20 protein-coding genes and 1 riboswitch are annotated in these 16,699 nt (G+C 64.8%); of the genes, 19 read left to right on the forward strand and 1 reads right to left on the reverse strand.

Features of this window, described 5'->3' with window-relative positions; translation table 11 throughout:
- The first annotated feature begins 82 nt into the window (after positions 1-82).
- From P3R38_RS06050 to P3R38_RS06140, 19 genes are all read left to right on the forward strand, one after another.
- Positions 83-1,138 carry a DUF2066 domain-containing protein gene (locus P3R38_RS06050; RefSeq protein ID WP_023379163.1) on the forward strand — a complete coding sequence of 352 codons (1,056 nt, stop codon included), beginning with the start codon at positions 83-85 and terminating at the stop codon, positions 1,136-1,138.
- Between the two features lie 12 nt (positions 1,139-1,150).
- Entirely contained in the window at positions 1,151-2,224 is a 1,074-nt protein-coding gene (locus tag P3R38_RS06055; RefSeq protein WP_023379164.1) for an AI-2E family transporter, read from the forward strand.
- A 196-nt stretch (positions 2,225-2,420) separates the two neighbouring features.
- On the forward strand, positions 2,421-3,125 hold the full coding sequence (hda, locus tag P3R38_RS06060) for a DnaA regulatory inactivator Hda (protein ID WP_023379165.1): 705 nt from the start codon (positions 2,421-2,423) through the stop codon (positions 3,123-3,125).
- Positions 3,126-3,251: 126 nt separating this feature from the next.
- Entirely contained in the window at positions 3,252-3,887 is a 636-nt protein-coding gene (locus P3R38_RS06065; RefSeq protein ID WP_023379166.1) for an NlpC/P60 family protein, read from the forward strand.
- Between the two features lie 135 nt (positions 3,888-4,022).
- Complete coding sequence (locus tag P3R38_RS06070; protein ID WP_277686908.1) at positions 4,023-4,556, forward strand: C40 family peptidase; 534 nt, start codon at positions 4,023-4,025, stop codon at positions 4,554-4,556.
- A gap of 143 nt (positions 4,557-4,699) precedes the next feature.
- Positions 4,700-4,918: riboswitch (cobalamin riboswitch) on the forward strand.
- A 122-nt stretch (positions 4,919-5,040) separates the two neighbouring features.
- On the forward strand, positions 5,041-5,652 hold the full coding sequence (cobO, locus tag P3R38_RS06075) for a cob(I)yrinic acid a,c-diamide adenosyltransferase (RefSeq protein ID WP_023379168.1): 612 nt from the start codon (positions 5,041-5,043) through the stop codon (positions 5,650-5,652).
- Positions 5,649-6,944, forward strand: a complete 1,296-nt coding sequence (locus P3R38_RS06080) for a cobyrinate a,c-diamide synthase (RefSeq protein WP_104882084.1) — start codon at positions 5,649-5,651, stop codon at positions 6,942-6,944. Before cobO ends, P3R38_RS06080 begins: the two co-directional genes overlap by 4 nt.
- On the forward strand, positions 6,941-7,588 hold the full coding sequence (gene bluB / locus P3R38_RS06085; protein WP_023379170.1) for a 5,6-dimethylbenzimidazole synthase: 648 nt from the start codon (positions 6,941-6,943) through the stop codon (positions 7,586-7,588). The genes P3R38_RS06080 and bluB overlap by 4 nt, the downstream gene beginning before the upstream one ends.
- Positions 7,588-8,496 (forward strand): adenosylcobinamide-phosphate synthase CbiB, encoded by a 909-nt coding sequence (gene cbiB, locus P3R38_RS06090; RefSeq protein ID WP_023379171.1) that lies wholly within the window; start codon positions 7,588-7,590, stop codon positions 8,494-8,496. Before bluB ends, cbiB begins: the two co-directional genes overlap by 1 nt.
- The gene (cobD, locus tag P3R38_RS06095; protein ID WP_023379172.1) at positions 8,489-9,481 is read left to right on the forward strand and encodes a threonine-phosphate decarboxylase CobD; all 993 of its coding nucleotides are present in this window, start codon (positions 8,489-8,491) and stop codon (positions 9,479-9,481) included. Before cbiB ends, cobD begins: the two co-directional genes overlap by 8 nt.
- Positions 9,478-10,932, forward strand: a complete 1,455-nt coding sequence (locus P3R38_RS06100) for a cobyric acid synthase (RefSeq protein WP_023379173.1) — start codon at positions 9,478-9,480, stop codon at positions 10,930-10,932. The genes cobD and P3R38_RS06100 overlap by 4 nt, the downstream gene beginning before the upstream one ends.
- 1 nt (position 10,933) lies before the next feature.
- The gene (gene cobU, locus P3R38_RS06105) at positions 10,934-11,455 is read left to right on the forward strand and encodes a bifunctional adenosylcobinamide kinase/adenosylcobinamide-phosphate guanylyltransferase (RefSeq protein ID WP_104882868.1); all 522 of its coding nucleotides are present in this window, start codon (positions 10,934-10,936) and stop codon (positions 11,453-11,455) included.
- A complete protein-coding gene (gene cobT, locus P3R38_RS06110; RefSeq protein WP_277686909.1) occupies positions 11,452-12,507 on the forward strand; it encodes a nicotinate-nucleotide--dimethylbenzimidazole phosphoribosyltransferase in 1,056 nt (351 codons plus the stop codon). The genes cobU and cobT overlap by 4 nt, the downstream gene beginning before the upstream one ends.
- A complete protein-coding gene (gene cobC / locus P3R38_RS06115) occupies positions 12,504-13,070 on the forward strand; it encodes an alpha-ribazole phosphatase family protein (protein ID WP_277686910.1) in 567 nt (188 codons plus the stop codon). The genes cobT and cobC overlap by 4 nt, the downstream gene beginning before the upstream one ends.
- A 1-nt stretch (position 13,071) precedes the next feature.
- On the forward strand, positions 13,072-13,806 hold the full coding sequence (locus tag P3R38_RS06120; protein ID WP_202675933.1) for an adenosylcobinamide-GDP ribazoletransferase: 735 nt from the start codon (positions 13,072-13,074) through the stop codon (positions 13,804-13,806).
- An 88-nt stretch (positions 13,807-13,894) separates the two neighbouring features.
- Positions 13,895-14,299, forward strand: coding sequence for a MarR family transcriptional regulator (locus P3R38_RS06125; RefSeq protein ID WP_023379178.1), 405 nt, complete (start codon positions 13,895-13,897; stop codon positions 14,297-14,299).
- A gap of 72 nt (positions 14,300-14,371) precedes the next feature.
- A complete protein-coding gene (locus tag P3R38_RS06130; protein WP_162144438.1) occupies positions 14,372-15,565 on the forward strand; it encodes an MFS transporter in 1,194 nt (397 codons plus the stop codon).
- Positions 15,562-15,684 (forward strand): hypothetical protein, encoded by a 123-nt coding sequence (locus P3R38_RS06135; protein WP_023379182.1) that lies wholly within the window; start codon positions 15,562-15,564, stop codon positions 15,682-15,684. The genes P3R38_RS06130 and P3R38_RS06135 overlap by 4 nt, the downstream gene beginning before the upstream one ends.
- A gap of 46 nt (positions 15,685-15,730) precedes the next feature.
- Positions 15,731-16,282: a glutathione peroxidase gene (locus tag P3R38_RS06140; RefSeq protein WP_023379183.1), complete on the forward strand. Its 552-nt coding sequence runs from the start codon at positions 15,731-15,733 to the stop codon at positions 16,280-16,282.
- A 152-nt stretch (positions 16,283-16,434) separates the two neighbouring features.
- Here the strand turns inward: P3R38_RS06140 and P3R38_RS06145 are convergent, their stop codons facing one another.
- Positions 16,435-16,695, reverse strand: a complete 261-nt coding sequence (locus P3R38_RS06145; protein ID WP_027906895.1) for a DUF2798 domain-containing protein — start codon at positions 16,693-16,695, stop codon at positions 16,435-16,437.
- Positions 16,696-16,699 lie beyond the last annotated feature (4 nt).

Below are 16,699 nucleotides of genomic sequence, written 5' to 3' on the forward strand. Positions count from 1 at the left end.
ATTTGTCGCCCTGTCGCGGTCACAGCCAGCACCCAAACTGACCCGGTGCCCCGTCATCTGGTCTTCTGGACAGGAATCCTCCATGCGTTCTTTCAATTTTCTGGCAGCCGGTTGCCTTGCGTTGGCCAGCGCCATCGTGCAGGCCGAGACCGTTTCCGGGCTTTACCAGGTGCGTGAGCCCATCGAAGGGCAGGGCGCCGAAGCCCGCGCCCAGGCCACCGGCAAAGCCTTGGACACCCTGGTATTGCGCCTGACCGGCGACCCCAAGGCCGCGCAGAGTCCGGCGCTGGCCGGACTGCGCAAAGACCCGCAGCAAATCATCAACCAGGTCGCTACCGAGGCTGGCCCGCCCGAGTCGGTGCTGGTCGAGTTCGACCCCGGCAGTACCGAGCGCGCCCTGCGTCAGGCAGGTCTGGCCTTGTGGGGCAACAATCGCCCGTCGATCCTCGGTTGGTGGCTGAACGAAAGTGCCGAGGGCAGTAGTCTGGTCGGCGATGGCCAGTCCAGCGCGCAGCCTTTGCGTCGAGCTGCCCAGCACCGCGGGCTGCCGCTGCGCCTGCCGTTGGCCGACTTGCAGGAGCAACTGGTGGCCAACGGCAAGCAGTTGGAGGGCAAGGACCCGGCGCCCCTGCGCGAGGTCTCCGAGCGTTACGGCGCCGATGCCTTGCTGGCGGTGCACGCCCAGGAGGCCGACGGCAAGTGGCAGGGCAAATGGCAGCTATGGCTGGGTGACAAGCGCGAGCAAGGCAACGCCGAAGGCGCCGATCAGGCGGCCTTGGCCGATGCGGTCATGCTTGCAGTGAGCAACCGGTTGGCGCCGCGTTACGTGACCCGGCCGGGTGCCAGCGGTGCCTTGCAGGTCCAGGTGCAGGGCATGAACCTGCAGCGCTACGCTGAACTCAGTCGCGTGCTCGAGCCGTTCGGCCCGCGTCTGCAACTGGCCGATGGCAAGACGCTCACCTACCAGGTCACCGGCAACCCGGATCAACTGCGCGCCCAGCTGGGCTTGGCCAAGCTGCAGGAAGTGCCGGCCGACCCCGTACCGGCCACCCCCACAGCACCCGCGCCAGGGGCTGCCCCGGCGGCTGAGCAACCTGCTGCCCCCAAGCCGTTCGATGGCTTGCGTTTTCGTTGGTAAGGAGACCCGATTTTGACCGATGTACGCCGTTGGATCTGGCTGGGCATCGCCCTGCTGATCGCCGTGCTGCTGTATAGCCTGCACAACATTCTTTCACCGTTTCTGGTCGGCATACTGCTGGCCTACCTGGCCGACCCACTGGTCGACCGCCTGGAGCGCCTGGGGCTGTCGCGAACCTGGGGCGTGGTCGTGGTGTTCAGCCTGTTCACCCTCATTCTGCTGGCGCTGTTGCTGGTGCTGATACCGATGTTGGCCAAGCAGTTGGTGCGCCTTTACGAGTTGGCGCCGCAGATGCTCGATTGGTTGCAGCACGTGGCGTTGCCGTGGGTGCAAAGCCGTCTGGGCCTGGCCGAAGGGTTCTGGAAGTTCGACAAGATCAAGGCCGCCGTCAGCGCGCACATGGGCCAGACCACCGATATCGTCGGCATGCTGCTGTCCCAGGCCACGGCCTCCAGCCTGGCGTTGGTCGCCTGGCTGGCCAATCTGGTGCTGATTCCCGTGGTGGGCTTCTACTTGCTGCGCGACTGGGACCTGATGATGGCCAAGCTGCGCGGCCTGCTGCCGCGCCACCGGGAATCGCAGGTGGTAGGACTTGCTGGTGAGTGCCACGAAGTCCTGGGCGCTTTCGTCCGTGGCCAGTTGATGGTGATGCTGGCGCTGGGGGTGATCTACTCGGCCGGCCTGATGCTGGTGGGGCTGGAACTGGGCCTGCTGATCGGCATGCTGGCAGGGCTGGCGGCCATCGTGCCATACATGGGGTTCATCATCGGTATCGGCGCTGCGCTGGTGGCCGGGTTGTTCCAGTTCGGCGGCGACCTTTATCCGATGCTGGGCATCGTGGCGGTGTTCATGGTCGGGCAGGCGCTCGAAGGCATGGTATTGACCCCGTTGCTGGTAGGGGACCGGATCGGCCTGCACCCGGTGGCGGTGATCTTCGCCATCCTGGCGGGCGGCGAGCTGTTCGGTTTCACCGGTGTGTTGCTGGCCTTGCCAGTCGCCGCCGTGATCATGGTGCTGCTGCGCCATGTGCACGATCTGTATAAAGAGTCGGACATGTATGCCGGGGATGTCGACCCAAAGCTGTGATCCTTTCGAGCGGCAAGCGCGGGCATGGCAGGAGCCGGCTTGCCGGCGATAAAACGGGAAGCGTTGCTTTTGTAGCGCAACTCGTTGATTTTGCTTGGGCAATCCTGCTCGGTCATTGTGCCGCCCGCAAGGCGGGTATAGACTTTGCACACTGTTCACCAAAGGCCCCCTGTGGTCCTCTCGACCGCCCGCCAGCATGAAACCGATCCAGTTGCCCCTGGGTGTGCGTCTGCGCGATGACGCCACCTTCATCAACTACTATCCGGGCGCCAATGCCGCGGCGTTGGGCTATGTCGAGCGTCTGTGCGAAGCCGACGCCGGCTGGACCGAAAGCCTCATCTACCTGTGGGGCAAGCAAGGTGTGGGTCGCAGCCACCTGCTGCAGGCGGCCACCCATCGCTTCCAGCAGCGCGGTGAGCCCGCGGTTTACCTGCCCTTGGCGCAACTGCTCGACCGAGGCGTGGAACTGCTGGATTACCTGGCGCAGTACGAGCTGGTCTGCATCGACGACCTGCACGTTATCGCCGGCAAGGCGGACTGGGAAGAGTCCATGTTCCACCTGTTCAATCGGCTGCGCGATAGCGGTCGGCGCCTGTTGCTGGCGGCCTCCAGCTCACCGCGTGAGCTGCCGATCAAGTTGCCCGACCTCAAGTCGCGCCTGACATTGGCGCTGATCTTCCAGATGCGTGGGTTGTCCGACGAAGACAAGCTGCGAGCCCTGCAATTGCGGGCCTCGCGACGGGGGCTGCACCTGACCGACGAAGTTGGCCACTTCATCCTGACCCGTGGCACCCGAAGCATGAGCGCGCTGTTCGACCTGCTCGAACGTCTCGACCAAGCGTCGCTGCAAGCGCAGCGCAAGCTGACCATTCCTTTCCTCAAGGAAACCCTCGGCTGGTAAGCCCCGAAATACGGGGCTTGCAGCAGCGTCACGGAAAAGTCACATCTTTTTCGATAAAATTTGCAAATGGTCCCGATAGAAGGCATAGTTTCCACCTTCTAAAGGATTACAGACACGGTCGTGCCCATGCTGAAGCGCTTCGCACCCCTCGTGCCACTCGCACTCGTGACCCTGCTTTTTGGCTGCGCGGCTCATGGCCCGGTTTCCCAGCCTCAGGATCACACCCCGGTCGCCTCGACGTCGGCGATCAACGCCAAGACTTCCACTTCGTCGGTATTCAGCGAAGAGGACCTGGCCACCGAAGATGACCTGGAGGCTTTCTCCAGCGGCAAGCCTTACCAATTGCCGGCCCTGGCCGACAGTATTCTCGAACGTGGCATGTCGTTGATCGGCACGCGCTACCGTTTCGGCGGTACCTCGGAGAAGTCGGGCTTCGACTGCAGCGGTTTCATCGGCTACCTGTTCCGCGAAGAGGCGGGTGTGACCTTGCCGCGCTCTACCCGCGAGATGATCAACGTCGACGCACCGAAAGTGGCGCGCAACAAGCTCAAGCCGGGCGATTTGCTGTTCTTCAGCACCAATGGCCGTGGTCGTGTCAGCCATGCTGGCATCTACCTGGGTGACAACCAGTTCATCCACTCCAGCAGCCGCCGCAGCGGTGGTGTGCGCATCGACAGCCTCGGTGATCGCTACTGGAGCAAGACCTTCATCGAAGCCAAGCGAGCCTTGGCGATGGCGCCGACCAATATCGCGCGCAACTGATGGCAAAATGATGTACCCTGCCGCGGCGGCGATGCTGAAAAGCTCGCCGCCGTGCGCATTTATAGAAAGCGTCTAATCTAAATTCTCAACTCTTTTGGGCTGCGGCCCTACGGTCTCAGACAGGAAGTTCTGGCCATGGCGATGACGGCGCGCTTCGCATTCCTTTCCCTGGTGGCTCTGCTTGCCGCCTGTTCCAGCCATGCTCCGGCACCGGCCCCTGTGGTTCAGCCACAGATCCCGTACGCCCAGCCTGACATTTCGCCGATTGCCGACGATGTGCTCATACGCGCCATCGGCCTGGTCGGTACCCCCTATCGCTGGGGCGGTAACACGCCGGATTCCGGCTTCGATTGCAGTGGCCTGATCGGCTATGTCTACCGCGATGCAGCGGGCATCAGCCTGCCGCGATCGACCCGCGAAATGATCGTCATGCGTGCGCCAACGGTGGACCTCAATGCGCTGCAGTCCGGGGACTTGGTGTTCTTCGCCACCGGTGGCGGCTCGCAAGTGAGCCATGCCGGGATCTACGTGGGCGAAGGCCGCTTCGTGCATGCGCCTTCCACAGGCGGCACGGTGCGCCTGGACTACCTGTCCAACAGCTACTGGGCCAAGGCCTACCTGCAGGCCAAGCGAGTCATTCCCCAAGGCCACCTGGCGCAGAACCGCTGATCAGCTGATCGCATCCCCGGCGAGCGCTGGCGCTTGCGGCGGTCACCGAGGTAAGTCGCCAGGCCACCGCCGCGCCGCGTCCTGGAGAATGACCCCGCTCGTCGAACGAGCGCTTCGATTGACGCTCCCGGCCCAACCCTCTAACCTTCGCGCGTGTTTCAGGTGTCCTGCCAGCCTCGACTGGGCAGGGTGAAACTGGGAAGCCGGTGGGCGTCGGAAGACGCGAGCCCGGCGCTGCCCCCGCAACGGTAGGTGAGACGCGGCCGCGCAGGGCCACTGGGTGAACGCCCGGGAAGGCGCGCAGGCCAGGGCCACAGGCCCGCTCACGAGCCCGGAGACCGGCCTGATACTGCCAACGGCATCACGGAGGGTGATGCGCGGTGCACCGTGACCAGAGCGGGTCATGGCCCCTGCGCGTCCTCCGTCTGCCTGCCTATCGACCTGCCGCCGCTTCTCGCGTGGCGTCAGCCTGCGGAGAACCCTCATGAGCGAAACCACCGAACGCGACGAACGTCATCTGGCGCGTATGCAGCGCAAGAAGGCGATCATCGACGAGCGCATCGCCAATTCCCCCAACGAATGCGGCCTGCTGCTGGTGCTGACCGGCAACGGCAAGGGCAAGAGCAGTTCGGCGTTCGGCATGCTCGCCCGTGCGTTGGGCCATGGCATGCAGTGTGGTGTGGTGCAGTTCATCAAGGGCCGCAACAGCACGGGAGAAGAGCTGTTCTTCCGCCGCTTCCCCGAGCAGGTGCGCTACCACGTCATGGGCGAGGGCTTCACTTGGGAAACCCAGGACCGTCAGCGCGATATCGCTGCTGCCGAAGCGGCCTGGGCGGTGTCGCGGCAGTTGCTGCAGGACCCTTCGGTGCAGTTCGTGGTGCTCGACGAACTGAACATCGCCCTCAAGCATGGCTATCTCGATCTCGACCAGGTGCTGGCCGATATCCAGGCTCGCCCGCCAATGCAGCATGTGATCGTCACCGGCCGCGCAGCCAAGCCCGAAATGATCGAGATGGCTGACACGGTTACCGAAATGGGCATGCTCAAGCATGCGTTCCAGGCCGGTATCCGTGCGCAGAAGGGCGTGGAACTGTGAACCAAGCGCGCCAATGCCCTGCGGTGTTGATCGCCGCACCTGCATCCGGACAAGGCAAGACCACCGTCACCGCTGCGCTGGCACGGCTGCATCGCAACCTTGGGCGCAAGGTACGAGTGTTCAAGTGTGGGCCGGACTTTCTCGACCCGATGATCCTCGAGCGGGCCAGTGGTGCGCCGGTCTACCAATTGGACCTGTGGATGATCGGTGCGCAGGAGAGCCGTCGCTTGCTATGGGAAGCCGCTGCCGAAGCCGACCTGATCCTGATCGAGGGCGTCATGGGCCTGTTCGATGGCACCCCTTCGAGCGCCGATCTGGCGCGTCATTTTGGTGTGCCGGTGTTGGCGGTGATCGACGGCACGGCCATGGCCCAGACCTTTGGAGCATTGGCCTTGGGCCTGGCGCGCTACCAGGCCGACCTGCCGTTCGCCGGCGTGCTGGCCAACCGCGTCGGCAGCCTGCGTCACGCCCAATTGCTCGAAGGCAGCCTGACCGAAGGCCTGCGCTGGTATGGCGGTTTGTCCCGCGAGCGTGGCATCGAGCTGCCCAGTCGTCACCTGGGGCTTGTCCAAGCCAGTGAACTGAATGACCTCGACGCCCGCCTGGATGCAGCTGCCGAAGCCTTGGGCGCCAGTTGCGACGCAAGCCTGCCACCGGCGGTCACTTTCGCCGCACCGGAGCCGCGTCAGCTGTCGTCGTCGTTGGCTGGCGTGCGCATCGGGGTGGCCCGGGACGAAGCGTTCGCCTTCACCTATGGTGCCAACCTCGACGTGCTGCGAAGCCTGGGCGCGCAGCTTGAGTTCTTCTCGCCCCTGCATGACCGTGAAATGCCCCTGGTCGATAGCCTGTACCTGCCGGGAGGCTACCCCGAACTGCACCACCATGCATTGGCTGCCAACACCTCGATGCTCGACGCCCTGCGTGCCCACCACGCGCAAGGCAAGCCCCTGCTGGCGGAGTGTGGCGGCATGCTGTACCTGCTCGACGCGTTGACCGACGTGGCGGGCGAGCGGGCCGAGTTGCTTGGCCTGCTGCCTGGCGAAGCGATCATGCAGAAACGCCTTGCCGCCTTGGCCTTGCAGGCTGTGGAACTGCCAGAGGGCACCTTGCGTGGGCACACATACCACCATTCCCTGACCATGACCGAGCTTGAGCCGATCGCCCGAGGACTCAGCCCCAATGGCGGGCGGGGCAATGAAGCGGTCTATCGCCTGGGGCGCCTGACGGCGTCCTACGTGCACTTCTACTTCCCCTCCAACCCCGAAGCGGCGGCGGCGCTGCTGCAGCCATGAGCGAACACGCCTACAGCGACGCAGAACGCGCCGCCATCTACCGGGTCATCGGCGAGCGTCGCGACATGCGCCATTTCGCCGGTGGCGACATAGCCCCCGAGGTACTTGGTCGGTTGTTGGCGGCCGCGCATCAGGCACCCAGCGTCGGCCTGATGCAGCCCTGGCGGTTCATCCGCATCAGCCAGCGCGAGCTGCGTGGTCGTATCCAGGCCCTGGTTGAACAGGAGCGAGTGCGCACCGCCGAGGCCCTTGGCGAACGCTCCGACGACTTCATGAAGCTCAAGGTCGAAGGGATCAGCGACTGTGCCGAGGTGTTGGTGGCGGCCTTGATGGACAACCGCGAGCCGCACATTTTCGGCCGACGCACCCTCCCGGAAATGGACCTGGCGTCTCTGGCCTGCGCCATTCAGAACCTGTGGCTGGCCGCACGTGCCGAAGGGCTGGGTATGGGCTGGGTATCGTTGTTCGAGCCGCAGGCCCTGGCAGACCTGCTGGGGATGCCGGCGGGCGCCAAGCCGGTGGCGGTGCTGTGCCTGGGACCGGTCACCGAGTTCTACCCGGCGCCGATGCTGGTGCTGGAAAACTGGGCCGAACAACGGCCCTTGAGCGAGATGCTGTACGAAAACCACTGGGGAGAGCGTTGATGAGCGTGGCCTTGCTGACCGTGGCCGGAGTGGCCCTGGACGCGTTGCTGGGCGAGCCGCGCCGGCGCCATCCACTGGTCGGCTTCGGCAAACTGGCGTCGCGTCTCGAGCAGCGGATGAATGCCGGTGGACGTGGCTGGCGCAGTCACGGCGTGAGTGCCTGGTTCCTGGCTGTGGTGCCGCTGACATTGCTGGCATTGCTGCTGTCATGGCTGCCCTGCATCGGCTGGCTGGTGGACGTGCTGGCGCTGTATTGCGCCGTGGGGCTGCGCAGCCTTGGCGAGCACGTGCTCCCGGTGGCCAATGCCCTGCGCCACGGCGACCTTGAAGAAGCGCGGCGCCGTGTCGGCTACCTGGTCAGCCGCGAAACCCGTGAGCTGGATGAGCCCGCCGTGGCGCGGGCGGCTACCGAGTCGGTGCTGGAGAACGGCAGCGATGCGGTGTTTGCCGCGCTGTTCTGGTTCGTCGTGGCGGGCGCTCCCGGTGTGGTGCTGTATCGCCTGAGCAACACGCTCGACGCCATGTGGGGCTATCGCAACGAGCGTTTCGAACGCTTCGGCTGGGCGGCGGCGCGCATCGACGATGCACTGAACTATATTCCCGCAAGGCTGGTGGCGCTGACCTACGCGCTGCTTGGCAAGACCCGCCTGGCGTGGGCCTGCTGGCGCAACCAGGGGCCCTTGTGGGACAGCCCCAATGCCGGGCCGGTGATGGCGGCGGGCGCCGGTGCGCTGGGCGTCGAGCTTGGTGGCCCGGCGGTGTACCACGGCGAACTGCACGAGCGACCTCGGCTGGGCGAAGGGCCGATGGCCGATGCCGAGGCCATCGAGCGCGGCTGGAGCCTGGTACAGCGGGGTGTATGGCTGTGGCTGTTGGTAATCTGCCTGGGAGCTTACTTGAATGCTTGAACACGGTGGCCGTCTGCTGCGCGCGGTGCGGCAATACGGGATTGCCCGCGAGCAATGGCTCGACTTGTCCAGCGGCATCGCCCCGTGGCCGTACCCGATCCCGCCGATTCCCGTGGACGCCTGGGCCCGTCTGCCTGAGGTCGAAGATGGCCTGGAAGCAGCAGCGCGAGCCTATTACGGCGCCAGCCAGTTGCTGGCCGTGGCAGGTTCCCAGGCGGCGATCCAGGCCTTGCCACTGCTGCGGCCATCGGGGCGGGTAGGGGTGTTGGCGCCATGTTACGCCGAGCACCCGCACGCCTGGCGACGGGCCGGGCATACGCTGGTCGAGCTGGATGCGTCCAGCGTCGAGTCCACGCTCGACAGCCTGGACGTGCTGGTGCTGGTCAACCCCAACAACCCCACGGGTCAGCGGATCAGTCGCGAGCGTTTGCTGGCGTGGCACGCCCGGCTGGCCAGGCGAGGCGGCTGGTTGCTGGTCGACGAAGCCTTCATGGACAACACGCCCGCATTCAGCGTGGTCGATTGCGCCGAGCGCGAAGGCCTGATCGTTCTACGCTCGTTCGGCAAGTTCTTCGGTCTGGCCGGCGTGCGCTTGGGCTTCGTGGCGGCCGAGCCGGTATTGCTGGCGCTGCTGGCAGACAGGCTTGGCCCCTGGACCGTCAGCGGGCCGACTCGGGTATTGGCACAGACCAGTTACGCCGACCACGCAGCGCATCAGGCCCAGATCGCCCGCTGCGCCGCTGCCAGCCAACGCCTTGCGGCGGTGCTCGAAGGCGTGGGCCTGGCGCCCAGCGGTGGCTGTGACCTGTTCCAGTACGTACGCTGCGAGCAGGCGGCGCAGTTGCATGAGTTTCTCGCCCGGCGCGGCATTCTGGTGCGTCTGTTCGACCAGCCGCCAGCCGTGCGCCTGGGCCTGCCCGCCACTGCGGCGGACGAGCAGCGTCTCGCCTTGGCCCTGGCGGACTACCACAAGGAAATGGCATGACCACCCTCATGGTGCAAGGCACCACCTCCGACGCTGGCAAAAGTACCCTGGTGACCGCCCTGTGCCGCTGGCTGCTGCGCCAGGGTATCGGTGTGGTGCCCTTCAAGCCACAGAACATGGCCCTCAACAGTGCGGTGACCGCCGACGGGGGGGAAATCGGCCGGGCCCAGGCGGTCCAGGCCCAAGCGTGCCGACTGGCGCCGCACACCGACATGAACCCGGTCCTGCTCAAGCCCAACAGCGATACCGGAGCCCAGGTGATCATCCACGGTCGAGCGGTCGCCAGCATGAATGCAGTGGCCTACCACGACTATAAGGCCATCGCCATGCAGGCGGTGCTGGCCTCTCACCAGCGCCTTAGCGCCACGTACCCCGTGGTGATGGTGGAGGGGGCTGGGTCGCCGGCAGAGATCAACCTGCGGGCTGGCGACATCGCCAACATGGGCTTCGCCGAAGCGGTCGACTGCCCGGTGATTCTGGTGGCCGATATCAACCGGGGCGGCGTGTTCGCCCACCTGGTCGGCACCCTGGAGCTGCTCTCTCCCAGCGAGCAGGCGCGGGTCAAAGGCTTCGTCATCAACCGTTTCCGCGGCGACATCGCCTTGTTACAGCCAGGGCTGGACTGGCTGCAAGCGCGCACCGGCAAGCCGGTGCTGGGTGTACTGCCGTATGTCACCGACCTGCACCTAGAGGCCGAGGACGCGATCGACATGCGCCAGGCCGTGAAGGGTGAGCGCGTGCTCAAGGTGATCGTCCCGGTGCTGCCCCGTATCAGCAATCACACCGATTTCGACCCGCTGCGTCTGCACCCCCAGGTCGACCTGCAGTTCATTGGCCCAGGCCAGCCGATTCCTGCCGCCGACCTGATCATCCTGCCTGGCTCAAAGAGTGTTCGCGCTGATCTGGCGCAGTTGCGCGCACGCGGTTGGGACAGCGCCATCGCTCGTCACCTGCGTTATGGCGGCAAGCTGATCGGTATCTGTGGCGGTCTGCAGATGCTTGGCCGTGAGGTGCACGACCCGCTCGGCCTGGAGGGGCCGGCAGGCTCCAGCCCAGGGCTGGGGTTGCTGGACTACGCCACGGTGCTCGAAGCGGACAAGCAACTGCGCAACGTCGCCGGTACCCTGAATCTGGAACAATCCGCGGTGGCCGGCTACGAAATCCATGCCGGTGTCACCCACGGCCCTGCGTTGGAGCATCCTGCCGTGCAACTGGCCGATGGCCGCAGCGATGGCGCGATCAGCGCCGACGGGCAGGTCCTCGCCACCTACCTGCACGGTCTGTTCGAAGGTAGTCAGTCGTGCGCTGCCTTACTGCGCTGGGCCGGTTTGCAGGACGTGCAGACCATCGACTACGAAGCCTTGCGCGAACGCGACATCGAGCGCCTGGCCGATCTGGTGGAAAAGCACCTCGATACCGCGCGTCTGCGCGGGCTGTGTGGAGTCGCCTGACATGCTCAACCTGATCCTCGGTGGCGCCCGCTCCGGCAAGAGTCGCCTGGCCGAACAGCTGGCCACCAACAGTGGCTTGCCAGTGACCTACATTGCCACCAGCCAGCCGCTGGATGGCGAGATGAGCGAACGGGTGCGTCTGCACCGCCAACGTCGGCCCGCCGAGTGGGGGCTAATTGAAGAACCTGTGGCGCTGGCCAGTGTGCTACGCGCCCACGCCAGGGAAGGGCATTGCCTGTTGGTCGATTGCCTGACCTTGTGGCTCACCAACTTGCTGATGCTTGAAAACGACCAACGCCTGGCCGAGGAGCGCGATGCCCTGCTCGAATGCCTTGAACAGTTACCAGGCATGGTCATCCTGGTCAGTAACGAAACCGGCCTGGGCGTGGTGCCCATGGGTGAATTGACCCGGCGTTACGTCGACCTGGCCGGCTGGCTGCACCAGGCCGTCGCCCAGCGTTGTCAGCGCGTGGTGCTGACCGTGGCAGGCCTGCCCCTCATGCTTAAAGGACCCGCACTATGAACCAGCAATGGTGGCGTGAAGCCTGCCAACCTCTTGATAACGCTGCCATGGACCAGGCCCGCGCACGCCAGCAGCAGCTGACCAAGCCTACCGGCTCGCTCGGGCAGCTGGAAAGCTTGGCCATCCAACTGGCCGGCCTGCAGGGCCAGGAGCGCCCGACTCTGGAGCGGGTTGCGATCACGATCTTTGCCGGCGACCACGGTGTGGTCGAGGAAGGCATCTCGGCCTATCCGCAAGCCGTGACCGGGCAGATGCTGCGCAATTTCGTCGGTGGCGGCGCGGCGATCAGCGTGCTGGCGCGCCAACTGCAGGCCAGCTTGGAGGTAATCGACCTCGGCACTGTCGACACCCGGCTGGAACTACCGGGTGTGCGCCACCTGCGCCTGGGCGCGGGCACCGCGAACTTCGCCCGCCAGCCCTCGATGAGCGAAGAGCAGTTGCTGGCTGCGCTGCAAGCCGGACGAGACAGCGCCAAGCGGGCAGCCGACCAGGGCGCCCAGCTGTTCATCGGTGGCGAGATGGGCATTGGCAACACCACGGCTGCGGCTGCCCTGGCCAGCCATCTGCTGGACTGTCCGGCCCGCGAGCTCAGCGGCCCGGGCACTGGCCTGGACAGTGCCGGGGTGAGGCGCAAGGCCGAGGTGATCGAGCGCGCGCTGGCGCTGCATGGCCTGCGTGCCGACGACCCGTTGCAAGCGTTGGGTTGTGTGGGGGGATTCGAAATTGCCGCCCTGACCGGGGCGTACCTGGCCTGTGCTCAACACGGTATCGCGGTACTGGTCGACGGCTTCATCTGCAGCGTAGCTGCACTGGTCGCCGTGCGCTTGAACCCGCACTGCCGGCCATGGCTGTTGTTCGCCCATCAGGGCGCCGAGCCTGGTCACCGAGCGCTGATCGAAGCGCTGGAGGCCGAGCCATTGCTCGCCCTGGGCCTGCGTCTGGGTGAGGGCAGTGGTGCTGCTTTGGCCGTTCCGCTGCTGCGCCTGGCCTGCGCACTGCATGGGCAGATGGCCACCTTCGCCGAAGCTGCGGTGGCGGACCGTCCGGCATGATCCTCGACCTGCTGCGTCATGGTGAGACCGCACAGGGTGGCCTGCGCGGCAGCCTGGACGATGCCCTGACCGAAAAAGGCTGGGTGCAGATGAGCGCGGCCGTAGAGGCAGGTGGGCCGTGGCAGGTGCTGGTCAGCTCGCCCTTGCAACGTTGCGCCCGCTTCGCCGACGCATTGGGCGAGCGGCTGGGCTTGTCGGTACAGCGTGAAGCCGATTTGCGAGAGCTGCACTTCGGCGACTGGGAGGGACGCACCGCGGCGCAAATCATGCAGACCCAAGCCGATGAGCTTGGGCGTTTCTGGTCTGATCCCTATGCCTACACACCGCCTGGCGGGGAGCCGGTCGGCGCATTCGCCGAGCGGGTGGTCACGGCCATGGAGCGGCTGACGCGGCAGCATGCTGGCAAACGCGTGCTGCTGGTGACCCACGGCGGCGTGATGCGCCTGTTGCTGGCGCGAGCCCGTGGATTGCCCCGTGAGCAGTTATTGCAGGTCGAAGTTGGGCACGGCGCCATGGTGCGGTTGGTGTTGAATGAGGATGGTGTGTTGAGCGAGGCTGATTGAGATGGTGCCATTCTGGATCGCCTTGCAGTTTCTGAGCAGCTTGCCTGTACGGTTGCCGGGTATGCCGGCACCGCGAGACGTTGGTCGTTCGCTGCTGTGGTATCCGGTGGTAGGGGTGTTGTTTGGCCTGCTGTTGTGGTTGGCCAGCCATCTGTTGAGTGGCACGCCTGCGCACCTGCATGCCGCATTGTTGCTGACGCTTTGGGTGCTGCTCAGCGGTGCCTTGCACCTGGATGGCCTGGCCGACAGCGCCGATGCCTGGCTGGGTGGCTTCGGTGACCGTGAGCGCACCCTGCACATCATGAAGGATCCGCGCAGCGGACCGATTGCCGTCGTCACCCTGGTGCTGGTGCTGTTGTTGAAGTTCTGTGCGCTTTGGGTGCTGGTCGAGCGAGGCGCCGGCGCGGTGCTGGTGTTGGCGCCTTTGGTGGGCCGTAGCGCCATGCTCGGGTTGTTTCTGTCCACCCCTTACGTTCGGCCGGGAGGGCTTGGCCAGGCATTGGCCGAGCATCTGCCGCGTCGCGCCGGGGCCTGGGTATTGTCGGGTAGCTTGGTGCTGGGCCTGGCTCTGGTCGGCAGGTCGGCGATCTGGCCCTTGGTGGGCGCGTTGGCAGGCTTCTGGTGGTTGCGCCAGCTGATGTGTCGTCGATTGGGTGGGACCACCGGGGATACTGCCGGGGCGATGCTGGAATTGCTTGAGTTGGTGGTGTTGCTGGCCCTCGCGCTGACGAGGTGAATGCGTCATCGCCAGCATGCCGTCACCCGCAGCGGTCGGGTGCTGAAATTTCTTGCAACACGCTATAAGCGGGTATATACACGTAACCATGTTGACCAGTGAATGCATCTGCACTCACCTGCGCCGAGCCGCTCGCGGGGTGAGCCGACACTATGACGAGGCCCTTGCCGGCTTCGGCATCAATGTCGCCCAGTTTTCCCTACTGCGCCACCTTCAGCGGCTGGATCGTCCGAGTATCACCACGTTGGCCGAGGCCATGGGCCTTGAACGCAGTACCTTGGGTCGCAACCTGCGGGTGCTCGAGGCCGAAGGGTTGGTGGCCTTGGCTGACGGCGACGACCAGCGTAACCGTGTGGTGCTGTTGACCGACGAGGGTACGGCGCGGTTGCAGCTGGCCTATCCGGCCTGGCAGCAGGCGCAGCGACAGTTGGTGGAGCAACTGGGTGAGGGCGCGCGGGATGAGTTGGTACGTCTGCTGGAGCGGCTTGCCTGATCAACTACGATTTCAAGCGGGTATATACCCGTAAAACCTTGCGATGGGCTGGAGAAGAACAAAATGACTTCGTTGTGGCGAACCAGCGGGTGGGTATTGGGGGGCGCGGCGTTGATCCTCGCGCTGTCCTTGGGCGTGCGGCATGGTTTTGGCCTGTTCCTGGCGCCGATGAGTGCCGAATTCGGCTGGGGGCGTGAAGTATTCGCTTTCGCCATTGCCCTGCAGAACCTGATCTGGGGCTTGGCGCAGCCGTTTGCCGGCGCTTTGGCCGATCGCTTGGGCGCGGCACGGGTGGTGTTGATCGGGGGCTTGCTCTATACCGCAGGGCTGATCCTGATGGGCATGGCCGACTCGCCCTGGTCGTTGTCGCTGAGTGCAGGCCTGCTGATCGGCATCGGCCTCTCCGGCACGTCGTTCTCGGTCATCCTGGGGGTGGTGGGGCGTGCCGTGCCGGCGGAAAAGCGCAGCATGGCCATGGGTATCGCCAGCGCGGCCGGCTCGTTCGGTCAGTTCGCCATGCTGCCTGGCACCCTAGGCCTGATCGAGTGGCTGGGCTGGTCTGCGGCCCTGCTGGTACTAGGGTTGCTGGTCGCACTGATCGTGCCGTTCGTTGGCTTGCTGAAGGACAAACCGTTGCCCAGCCATGGTGCCGAGCAGACCTTGGGCCAGGCCCTGCATGAAGCCTGCTCGCATTCCGGCTTCTGGTTGTTGGCGCTGGGCTTTTTCGTGTGTGGCTTCCAGGTGGTGTTCATCGGTGTCCACCTGCCAGCGTATCTGGTCGACCAGCACTTGGCGGCTACCACCGGTACCACGGTGCTGGCCCTGGTCGGGCTGTTCAATATCGTCGGTACCTATACCGCTGGGTGGCTGGGCGGACGCATGTCCAAGCCGCGTTTGCTCACCGGACTGTACTTGCTGCGTGCAGTGGTGATCGTGCTGTTCCTGTGGGCCCCAGTGACCCAGTTCAGCGCCTATCTGTTCGGCATCGCCATGGGCTTGCTGTGGCTGTCGACGGTGCCGCTGACCAACGGCACCGTTGCCACAGTGTTCGGGGTACGGAATCTGTCCATGCTCGGTGGCATCGTGTTCCTGTTCCACCAGTTGGGTGCCTTCCTGGGCGGTTGGCTGGGCGGCGTAGTGTACGACCGTACGGGTAGTTACGATCTGGTCTGGCAGATTTCCATCTTGCTCAGCCTGCTGGCTGCCGCACTCAACTGGCCAGTGCGTGAGCGACCGGTGGCCCGGTTGCAGGCGCAAGCGATATGAACGGCACCCTGCGCCGCGTGCTGCTGGCGGCGGCTGCGCTGCTGGTGCTGGCCTTGGTCTGGTGGGGTTGGCAGCAGGGGGGGCTGGCATTGATGCAGTTGGGCATGAGCCTGTGTTAAGCGCTACCCTGCAAGTTCAAGGACTGTCTTGCCGGAGAACGACATCATGCGCGTACCTTGGTTGACCCTGCCATTGTTGGCCCTGCTGGCCGCCACTCCCACTTGGGCCGCTGACTGCCCGGCGCTGTTGCAGGGCACTTTGCCCGAGCTGCGCGGTAAAGAGCAGGTCGACCTGTGCCAGCGCTTCGCCGGCAAACCCCTGGTGGTGGTGAACACCGCCAGCTACTGTGGTTTCGCCCCGCAATTCGAAGGGCTCGAAGCCGCCTACAAGGAGTACCACGAGCAGGGCCTGGAAATGCTCGGCGTGCCGTCCAACGACTTCAAACAGGAAGCCGGTGACAGCGAAGAGACTGCCAAGGTGTGCTACGCCAACTATGGCGTGACGTTCACCATGACCAAGGCCCAGCCGGTGCGTGGCGAGGACGCGATCCCGCTGTTCGCCGAACTGGCCAGCCAAAGCAGCGCGCCGAAATGGAATTTCTACAAGTACGTGGTCGACCGCAAGGGTAAGGTGATCGGCAATTTCTCCAGCTTGACCAAGCCTGACGACCCAGCCTTCAGGGCCGCGATCGAAAAGGCCATCGCATCGCAGCCCTGATCTCGGGCGCTAGGGTCTGTATGAAACGTCTTGAGGCGAAGGTCAGGCAAGGCGAAAACAGCCGAGAAAGCGGCGTTTACGGGTTGTAAATGAGCATTGCGAGGCTGTTTTCAACGCAGTATCACCGAGTATCAAGGCTTTTCGTATAGAGCCTAGTGCGCGTGCACGGTGAGAGCCACCAGTCGCATCACCACCGGCCGGACCATCAACACGCAGACGAAGGCCACCGGCATGGCCAGCTGGTAGGCCTTCAGTACATTGTCCAGGTACTGCGGGTTAAAGCCAGTCGTGGCGGCGGTGATCACGAAGCACATCAGCAACGCCATGATCGACGACATGTAGAACGCAAAGGCATAGGGGGTTGCGCGTGGGTGCAGCTTCCTTCGGCTGCGCGGTTGGATCAGGTCGTTCATGCGA

This window comes from Pseudomonas sp. NyZ480, assembly GCF_029537255.1.
Taxonomy (GTDB): domain Bacteria; phylum Pseudomonadota; class Gammaproteobacteria; order Pseudomonadales; family Pseudomonadaceae; genus Aquipseudomonas; species Aquipseudomonas taiwanensis.

Bases quoted from the DNA above. Each gene is read 5' to 3' on its own strand.
- P3R38_RS06050 (WP_023379163.1), top strand. From the start codon at position 83: ATGCGTTCTTTCAATTTTCTGGCAGCCGGTTGCCTTGCGTTGGCCAGC.
- hda (WP_023379165.1), top strand. From the start codon at position 2,421: ATGAAACCGATCCAGTTGCCCCTGGGTGTGCGTCTGCGCGATGACGCC.
- P3R38_RS06065 (WP_023379166.1), top strand. From the start codon at position 3,252: ATGCTGAAGCGCTTCGCACCCCTCGTGCCACTCGCACTCGTGACCCTG.
- P3R38_RS06070 (WP_277686908.1), top strand. From the start codon at position 4,023: ATGGCGATGACGGCGCGCTTCGCATTCCTTTCCCTGGTGGCTCTGCTT.
- cobO (WP_023379168.1), top strand. From the start codon at position 5,041: ATGAGCGAAACCACCGAACGCGACGAACGTCATCTGGCGCGTATGCAG.
- bluB (WP_023379170.1), top strand. From the start codon at position 6,941: ATGAGCGAACACGCCTACAGCGACGCAGAACGCGCCGCCATCTACCGG.
- cbiB (WP_023379171.1), top strand. From the start codon at position 7,588: ATGAGCGTGGCCTTGCTGACCGTGGCCGGAGTGGCCCTGGACGCGTTG.
- cobD (WP_023379172.1), top strand. From the start codon at position 8,489: ATGCTTGAACACGGTGGCCGTCTGCTGCGCGCGGTGCGGCAATACGGG.
- P3R38_RS06100 (WP_023379173.1), top strand. From the start codon at position 9,478: ATGACCACCCTCATGGTGCAAGGCACCACCTCCGACGCTGGCAAAAGT.
- cobU (WP_104882868.1), top strand. From the start codon at position 10,934: ATGCTCAACCTGATCCTCGGTGGCGCCCGCTCCGGCAAGAGTCGCCTG.
- cobT (WP_277686909.1), top strand. From the start codon at position 11,452: ATGAACCAGCAATGGTGGCGTGAAGCCTGCCAACCTCTTGATAACGCT.
- cobC (WP_277686910.1), top strand. From the start codon at position 12,504: ATGATCCTCGACCTGCTGCGTCATGGTGAGACCGCACAGGGTGGCCTG.
- P3R38_RS06120 (WP_202675933.1), top strand. From the start codon at position 13,072: ATGGTGCCATTCTGGATCGCCTTGCAGTTTCTGAGCAGCTTGCCTGTA.
- P3R38_RS06125 (WP_023379178.1), top strand. From the start codon at position 13,895: ATGTTGACCAGTGAATGCATCTGCACTCACCTGCGCCGAGCCGCTCGC.
- P3R38_RS06135 (WP_023379182.1), top strand. From the start codon at position 15,562: ATGAACGGCACCCTGCGCCGCGTGCTGCTGGCGGCGGCTGCGCTGCTG.
- P3R38_RS06140 (WP_023379183.1), top strand. From the start codon at position 15,731: ATGCGCGTACCTTGGTTGACCCTGCCATTGTTGGCCCTGCTGGCCGCC.
- P3R38_RS06145 (WP_027906895.1), bottom strand. From the start codon at position 16,695: ATGAACGACCTGATCCAACCGCGCAGCCGAAGGAAGCTGCACCCACGC.